Origin of the sequence: Magnetospirillum sp. SS-4 (assembly GCF_902729425.1) — a bacterium.
In the GTDB taxonomy this organism is placed as follows: Bacteria; Pseudomonadota; Alphaproteobacteria; order Rhodospirillales; family Magnetospirillaceae; genus Phaeospirillum.
On the sequence record NZ_CACVCH010000094.1, the window covers coordinates 1 to 7,479 of the forward strand.

At 66.0% G+C, this 7,479-nt stretch carries 10 protein-coding genes and 1 pseudogene; 4 read left to right on the plus strand and 7 right to left on the minus strand.

Going from position 1 to position 7,479, the window contains the following annotated elements; all coding sequences use genetic code 11:
- The 3 genes from MTBSS4_RS17175 to MTBSS4_RS17185 all read right to left on the minus strand — a co-directional run.
- A partial coding sequence (locus tag MTBSS4_RS17175; RefSeq protein ID WP_173984631.1) for a major capsid protein occupies positions 1–413 on the minus strand: 413 nt, incomplete at its 3' end.
- A gap of 13 nt (positions 414–426) precedes the next feature.
- Positions 427–816, minus strand: coding sequence for a head decoration protein (locus tag MTBSS4_RS17180; RefSeq protein ID WP_173984632.1), 390 nt, complete (start codon positions 814–816; stop codon positions 427–429).
- Positions 817–828: 12 nt separating this feature from the next.
- Positions 829–2,061: a S49 family peptidase gene (locus tag MTBSS4_RS17185; RefSeq protein ID WP_173984633.1), complete on the minus strand. Its 1,233-nt coding sequence runs from the start codon at positions 2,059–2,061 to the stop codon at positions 829–831.
- A gap of 50 nt (positions 2,062–2,111) precedes the next feature.
- On the opposite strand from MTBSS4_RS17185, the gene MTBSS4_RS17190 reads away from it, so the two are divergent.
- Both MTBSS4_RS17190 and MTBSS4_RS17195 read left to right on the plus strand, forming a co-directional pair.
- Entirely contained in the window at positions 2,112–2,393 is a 282-nt protein-coding gene (locus MTBSS4_RS17190; RefSeq protein WP_173984634.1) for a type II toxin-antitoxin system RelE/ParE family toxin, read from the plus strand.
- A gap of 10 nt (positions 2,394–2,403) precedes the next feature.
- Positions 2,404–2,697 carry a HigA family addiction module antitoxin gene (locus MTBSS4_RS17195; protein WP_173984635.1) on the plus strand — a complete coding sequence of 98 codons (294 nt, stop codon included), beginning with the start codon at positions 2,404–2,406 and terminating at the stop codon, positions 2,695–2,697.
- Here MTBSS4_RS17195 and MTBSS4_RS17200 read toward each other — a convergent pair.
- The 4 genes from MTBSS4_RS17200 to MTBSS4_RS17215 are packed head-to-tail and all read right to left on the minus strand — an operon-like array spanning position 2,679 to position 6,811.
- Positions 2,679–4,118: a phage portal protein gene (locus MTBSS4_RS17200; protein WP_173984636.1), complete on the minus strand. Its 1,440-nt coding sequence runs from the start codon at positions 4,116–4,118 to the stop codon at positions 2,679–2,681. The genes MTBSS4_RS17195 and MTBSS4_RS17200 overlap by 19 nt on opposite strands.
- Before the next feature lie 2 nt (positions 4,119–4,120).
- Positions 4,121–4,330, minus strand: a complete 210-nt coding sequence (locus MTBSS4_RS17205; protein WP_173984637.1) for a phage head-tail joining protein — start codon at positions 4,328–4,330, stop codon at positions 4,121–4,123.
- A gap of 2 nt (positions 4,331–4,332) precedes the next feature.
- Positions 4,333–6,285, minus strand: coding sequence for a phage terminase large subunit family protein (locus tag MTBSS4_RS17210; RefSeq protein ID WP_368667802.1), 1,953 nt, complete (start codon positions 6,283–6,285; stop codon positions 4,333–4,335).
- Positions 6,251–6,811, minus strand: coding sequence for an elements of external origin (locus MTBSS4_RS17215; protein WP_173984638.1), 561 nt, complete (start codon positions 6,809–6,811; stop codon positions 6,251–6,253). The genes MTBSS4_RS17210 and MTBSS4_RS17215 overlap by 35 nt, the downstream gene beginning before the upstream one ends.
- A gap of 99 nt (positions 6,812–6,910) precedes the next feature.
- Between MTBSS4_RS17215 and MTBSS4_RS17220 the strand changes: the two genes are divergently transcribed.
- The gene (locus tag MTBSS4_RS17220; protein WP_173984639.1) at positions 6,911–7,132 is read left to right on the plus strand and encodes a hypothetical protein; all 222 of its coding nucleotides are present in this window, start codon (positions 6,911–6,913) and stop codon (positions 7,130–7,132) included.
- A 101-nt stretch (positions 7,133–7,233) separates the two neighbouring features.
- Positions 7,234–7,479: pseudogene (locus MTBSS4_RS17225) on the plus strand (hypothetical protein); the annotation flags it as partial.

Consider the following 7,479-nt stretch of genomic DNA (forward strand, 5'->3'; position numbering starts at 1 on the left):
TTGACCTCCATGAATTCCCGCGTCTGGGCATGCTTGCTCCGCATGCGGGTCAGCTTGCGTTCCATGACGGTGGCCAGCGGATCGGCGGCATCGGCGACGCCGAAACCGCGCACGCCCTGAACGTCTTGCGGCGTGATGGAATCGTCATGGGGAATCCACGGTACGGTGAACGACCGCATGCTCCGGGCATCGCGATTGGCGACGGTGGCCGGACCGCCCAGCGGCACGGTGGGCAGCAGGTTGAGGATTCCCTCGGCCTGCTCGATGATGACACTGCGCTGAGTGACGCCCTCGAAGCGGAACAGCCCCATCTGGCCCAGCCGCGTGTAGAGGTTGGGCAGGATGTTGATGGCCTGGGTCATCTCGGCGAGCGAATAGCCGCCCGCGTCGAAGGGATTGATGATGGCGTTCATAGGTTCCTCGGAATCAGACGGTGGTGCGGGCGACGAGGCCCAGGGCAGAAAGCTGGGCGATCTTGGCAACCCGTTCGACGGGCTGATCGACGGAGGTGTCGAAGGCCAGAACACCTTCGGCCAGGATGACCGGCCCGCGGGCGGCGATCAGGCCGGTGGCGGCCCCGCCGCTGGCGTCCACGGCTTCCAGCAGCACGGCGATGGCCACCTCGGCGCCTTCGTCACCGACCACCTCAGCGGCGGGGGACAGGCGGTATTCGCCGCTGGCGGTAATGCGTCCCAGCACGGCGCCGAGGGGATAGCTGCCCCCCGCCTTCATCGTCACGGTCTCGCGGCAATAGCCGGGATGGCATTCGAACTTGAGGAGGTCGCCCAGGGTGGGCGCCATGGTCAGCACGGGCATGGGTGATCTCCGTTACTTGCGGGCGGCGGCTTCGCGGGCACGCCGGACGATGGGGCTTTCGGTGTCCGTCTTGGGAGCCGCGACCGCCGGGGCGGCTGCCACCACATCGGTGGCGTCGGAACGCTCGGCCAGTTGATCCAGCACGGTGCGCCGCAGCGCCTCGGGGCGGATGCCCTTGGCCATGGCCTCGACGGGATCGATGGTGACTCCCAGTCGGGCAGCCTGGGCGGTGATGGCGCTGATTTCGGAATATTCGGCGCGCAGACGCTGTTCCACCTGGGCGGTTACTTCGCCGGGCACCGGAACAATGGCTCCCGGAGCGGGGCGCTCGGCTTCGATGACGGGGATGTCCCCCGTGTGCTCGGACATGGTGGTCTCCTTGGGTTTGGACAGAACGGGGGAACGGATGGAGGGGCGCGCCAGGGTGGCGCCGAGATCGGCCAGGGCGACGCGGAGCGTGCCGACCTTGTCGGCCAATCCGGCGGTCACCGCCTGATCGCCGCGAAAGACGGTGGCCTCGGTGGCGCGGATCGCCTCGGGCGGCTGCTTGCGACACCGGGCCACCAGAGCAACGAAGCGACCATAAAGGGCATCGACATCAGCCTGCAGACCGGCACGAGCAGATTCGGACAGCGGCTGGTGGGGATTGCCGTCCACCTTGCAGGCTCCGGCATGGACGAAGGTCCACGCCAGCCCAGCCTGGGTGTCGGCCCCGGATTCATCGCGGTGAACCGCCACTACGCCGATGGACCCGACCTCGCCGGTCTGGGTGACGTAGATTTGGTCGGCGGTGCAGGCGATGGCATAGGCCGCCGATAGCGCCGCCTCATCGGCTACCGCCCAGATGGGTTTGCCGCATTGGCTGCGGATGGCCTGGATGTGGTCGACCAGATCGAATAGGCCGCCCACCTCGCCGCCGGAAGAGTCCACATCCAGCAGGATGGCACGGATGCCAGGATCGGTGGCCGCCGCCTCGATGGTATCGGCGATGTCGGAATAGGCGGTGAGGCCGCTGGCGGCGCCGAGATAGCCTGAGCGCGCCACCAGGGTGCCGATCACCGGGATAATGGCGATGCCGTCGGGCGTCACCTCGACCGTGGCGGCCGGAACAGCTTCACCGTCAAAGGACAGTGCCTGCCCCGCCAGCCGGGGAGCGAGCGCAGCCAGGATCACGTCCAGCTTGGCGCGCGCGATCAGCAGCGGCGCTCCGTACAGCCGGGCTGCCAAATGGGGAAGATCTGTCATCTTGGGTGCTATCGCCTTGCGTTAGCTAACGATGTTCGTTAGCATTGGGTATGATCAAGTCGTTCAAGAACCTGGCGGCCGAATCCGCGTGGCAGCGACGCTTCGTCAAAGGCGTGCCGAATGACATCCTGAAGGTCGCCAATCGCAAGCTGACGCAGATCCACAACGCCAGGGATCTGAGCGATTTGAGGGCACCGCCCGGCAACCGGCTGGAAGCCTTATCCGGTAACCGGCAAGGCCAGCACAGCATTCGGATCAATGACCAGTGGCGGGTCTGTTTCGAATGGCGTGACGGTGATGCCTTCGAGGTTGAAATTGTCGATTATCATTGAGGAGATCGTCATGGCGGACTTTGCCCCTACCCATCCTGGCGAGGTACTGCGCGAGGATTTCCTGAAGCCCTTGGGAATGAGCCAGTACGCCCTGGCCAAGGCGATCGGTGTTCCGCAGATGCGGATCAGCGACATCATCCACGGCCGTCGGGGGGTCACCCCGGACACGGCCCTGCGGTTGGCGCGTTATTTTGGAACCTCGGCGGAATTCTGGATCGGCATGCAGGCCACCTTTGACCTGGAAACGGCGCGCGACCAAATCGGCGCCGAGATCGAAACCCAGGTTCACCCCAGGGCCGCCTGATCTTCCATTTGCCCCGCTGCCACTGGCTGCGTGCCAAACGACAGCCCCAACCGCTGTTCCCGTTCCCGGTCGGCGGCAATCTCGGCATCCACCTGCTCGGCATCGAAGCCGCGTTCGGCCAATGCCTGAGTCCGGCTTTTCAGTCCGGCATTGATCTGCTCGATTTCGGCCTTGGCGTCCTTCAGCGGATCGACCCAGTCCCATTTTGGCGGCAGCCAGGAGCAGGCGATGAAGCTGGCGCGGTTGCGTTCATAGCCGGGAATGTCGATCGCCCCGGACAGCACCGCCACATCCAACCAGCGCTGCCACACTTTCCTGCACATCTGGTGGACCATCACCGAGTGCTGCCATGCCTCGACCCGACGGCGGAACTCCAGCAGCGCCATGCGCGAGTTGGAGTAGTTGGCCTTCAGCATATCGTTGGACAGGTAGGCGTAGGGGATGCCGGTGGCGGCGGAGATCTGCAGCAGCGTCCGGTACTCGAACGGCTCATACGATCCGCCCACATCGGCTGGGGCGGAGGTCTGGATCTGCTCGCCCGGCTCCAAGGGCACCACCTGGCCGGGCTGGACCTCGACAATGCGGTCGCCCGAACCATCGTCGGCGGGCACCATGTCGATCACGTCGGCGGGAGCCGGAGAGATCACGAACATGGCGTACATGGCCGCGATCTTCTTGCGCTCCAGTTCGGCGTCGTCGTACTGGTCGAGCAGGAACAGCTTGACGATGGCTGGGGCCAGGCGGGAGACGCCGCGAAGCTGTCCGGATTCCACCGGGTCGATGACATGGATGATTTCGGCGGCCGGAACGCGCACCATTTCGCCGACCATGCCGGGATCGGTGAGATCGCCGGGATGACGCCGCAGGAACCAATATGCCGCCCGTCGCCCGATGCGATCAAACTCGATGCCCTGACGGATGACGTTGCCGTTGGGAAGAACCTCGGTTCGGGTCAGCGGCAGCATTTCCGAGGGCAGCATCTGAAGCTGCAACGGCACCGTCAGGCCGTCTTCCGAGCGACGCGGGCGCAGGCGGAAGAACACTTCCCCGGCGATGAACACCTCGCGGGCGGCTCGGCGCTGCTGGCCGTAGAAATCGGTCAGCTCCTCGGCGTCGGACTCGTCGGTCCAGGCCAGCCAGAGTTGCTGCACCAGGGCCTTCAGATCCTTGTCGGCGATCAGTGATGACGGCTTGATGCCGGTGCCGACGGCATTGCCGGTCCAGCTTTCTGCGGCATTGAGGGCATAGCCGTTATTGCGCACCAGATAGCGGGCGCGGGCCGTGATGTCGGATCCAGCAGCAGCGATCAGGGTGTTGACGTGGGCGCGGCTGGGCTGAAATCCCTTTAGACGGCGGCTGCCCTGGGCGGCTTCGAAGCCGCCGATCAGGGCACCAAGGCGGCGGCGGAAACTGCCCAGCATGGTTACAGTCCCTTGGTGGCGACGGCGAGGATGCGGCGGCGGGGTTTCCTGCCCTCCAGCACGGCGATGCGGCGGTCGAGATCGGCCAGGACATGGTTGGCCTGGGTCAGGTCATATTGGACGGTGCGGTCGCCGACGGTGACGCGGGCGACAAGCGAATTGCGCCGCGCCAGCACCCGCTCGCGCTCGGCCTTCATCTCGTCGATGGTCATGATCAGTGCATCCCGCTGAACTTGATGATCCGCCGGGGACGGCGGGCGATCCGGCGCACCTGCCCGGCCTCTGATTCACTGGTGCTGGCGATCACGGCCAGTTGGGCTTCCAGATCGCGCCATTTGGCCTCCGACCAGCGGTCGGAACCGGCAATCCAGGCGGCGGCGCGGGCATAGACCCGGCAATCCAGCGCCTCGTTGCGCTCGCGCAGCTTCTGCCATTCCAGCTTGGTGAAGCCGCGTCGGTTCTTGACCGTCACCAACTGCTCGGCGACGAACTGCTTGCACCACTCCGAATCCGCCCACGATGGCAGATGCACCGTTCCGGCCGGGAAACGGACACCCTCGGCCAGTTCCTCGTCGGTGGGACGCTCGAGGCGGAGGAAACGGTAGGTTTCGGTCTTGAAAGTGGACACCGCCACCGTCCACAGCCGGGCACCACGGCGCACTTTCTTGCCGCCCTCGGTGGCATCGACCAGGGTAGGGCCGGACACCGGACTGGAGCGGTTGAAGCCCTCGACGCCCTTGATCGGCGAAACCTGACCAACGCCCATCTTGCGGCCCCAGGTGTAGACCGCCGAAGATTCGTAGCCGGAATCGATGGCCAGACGGGCGACCTTCAAGGCCGCGCCGCTGGCATGGGTCCAGGTTTGCCCCAGCACCCGCTCCAGCGCCGCCCAGGTTTCGGCATGTTCCGGCCCGCCGTCGATGACGATATGGTCGACCAGCCAGCTTTCGAGGTTTCGCCCCCAGGCCCAGACGTCAATCTCGACCCGGTCCTTCTGGACGTCGGCCCCGGCGGTGAGGAACAGCCCGCCCGCCGGCACGGTGCCCGGCCCCCAAGTCTCACGACGGTCGTAGAGCCGCTGCCAATCGGGAGCCTCACCGGATTCGACCCAGGTTTCGCCCAGCACGGTGTTCTTGAACACCCGCAGCGCATCATCATTTCCTTGCGCCGTTTCCCACAGACGGACGATGTCCCGCCACGACTGCCAGCCCGGCGGTGAATACAGCGCCGAGATGTGGAAGCCGATGGTACCGGGATCAGTGCCCGTGGCTGTCGCCCGCCAAACGCCTGCCGCCAGCATCGCGCCTTTGTGGTGCTCGGCGATCTCCTGCTCGCAGGCTTCGCAGTGATAGCGCACCGTCTCGGGGCGGCCCTTGTCCCAGCGCAGCCGCTCGAATTTCAGCCACTGCATTTCGCCGCAATGGGGGCACGGGACGAAGAAGCGACGCTGGTCGCTGGCCTCGAATTCCCGTTCGATCCGCGACAGCCCCCGGATGGTCGGCGTCGAGACCAGGAACGCCTTGGCGCGATGGGCGAAGGTGGCCATGCGGGCGCAGGCCAGCGCCACCGGGTCGCCCTCCTCGTCGGCCGATGCCGGATAGGCGTCCACCTCGTCCAGGAACAGGTAGCGCGCCGGCATGGAGCGCAGACCCACCGCGCTGTTGGCCCCGGTCATCACCAATGTGCCGCCGGGAAAGTCCTTCGACAGCATGGTGTTGCCGGCGTCGCGCGAGCGGGCCGGCTTCACCCGTTCCCGCAGGATGGGGCTTTCGTCGATCAGGGTGTCGATGCGCTGGCGCGAGTTGCGCTTGGCCATCTCGACCGTGGGCTGCACCGCCAGCACCGGGCCGGGGGCATGGTGGATGATGAAGCCGAGAAAGTTGTTGCCGGCCTCGGTGGCGCCGACCTGGGCCCCCTTCATGAACACCACCCGTCGGCAGGGATGCGACGGCGACAGGCAGTCCATGATCTCGCGCAAATACGGCGTGCGATTGGTGCGGTAGCGGCCCGGTTCGGCGGAAGCGCGCGACGAAAGGACCCGGTGCTGGTCGGCCCATTCCGACACGGTCAGCAGCGGGTCGGGCTGCATTCCGTCGGCCCAAGCCGACAGGATCAGATCCGCGCCGTCGAAGTCAGTGGAAGTCCGGCTTGATGTCTGCAAGCTCATTCAGATGCGCCCTGACGTGGGTTTCCAGCAAAACCTGCATGACGTGCGGGTCGATCCCGATCTCCGCCGCTATCAATCCGGCGACACGGGCAGGCCAGCCGACCCAGGCATCGCGCTCCTGCCGGGCCAGCTTGAACACCAGGGCCAGGGCATTGGCGCGGTCGATGACCTCGTCCTTCAGCCGCTGCACCTGGATGCGGGCCTTCTGTGCCTTGGCGACCTCGTGGGCGGTGCGGGCCTGGGTGAAGTTGGCGCCTGTCGAGGGCAGGGAATCGCGCTGGGGTGACGGAAGTGGTGCGGCTGACGGTGCCGAAGGCGGCGATATCGGAATCGGTGTGGCCTTCTCCGGCGCAGGGGGCGGAGCCTTGCGGGCCGGATCGGTCTGGGCATCCCAGGCGGCATCGGCCTTGACCGGGTCGATGGTGCCGTCCGGCTCCTGGAAAATGCGTCCAGCCTTGGCGGCCCGCAGCACGGAGACGTGACTGACCCCACGATGCCGCGCATAGGCGCGTATCGACAGCCCCATGATCGGAACCTCGCAGAAAGCAATCTAATGATCGACTTATCGAGTTGATGTCATCGCCCGACAGAGCGATGGATGGTCCCACGAACACCGGAGGGAACCATGACGAAGCGCAGCGACAACACCAAGGCCATCGACGCCTTTATTGCCAGGAAGGCCGAATTCGACGCCATGCTGGCCCGGCTGCAAAACTTAAGCGCCGACCATTTCAACTGGGCGCCAGACGAGATCAATTGGGGCCACGCCGGGACGATGGCCCACTACGCCGAGATGCTGAAGCGCATCACCGACAGCGCCTTCCACGAGGGCGAATTCGCCGCCTGATCAACCGCATTTCCCTCCCGCTCCGACCGGCGTCACGCTGGCGGAGCTTGGGGTGGTACAGGCGGCGGGACTGGCCCGCGCCATCCTTGGAGGTCCACCCCATGACCCAACTTTCCGACACCCAGGCCGTCATCCTCTCCGCCGCCTGCTCCCGCGAGGGCGGGTTCCTGCTGCCGATCACCGCCGCCTTGAAGGGGGGCGCGGTGAAGATGGTACTGACCAGCCTGATCAAGAAGGAACTGGCCGAGGAGATTCCCGCCGAACCCGGTATGCCGGTCTGGCGCGAGGACGAGGACGGGATCCCGTTCACCTTGCGGGCAACGCCCGCCGCCTACACCGCGTTGGGC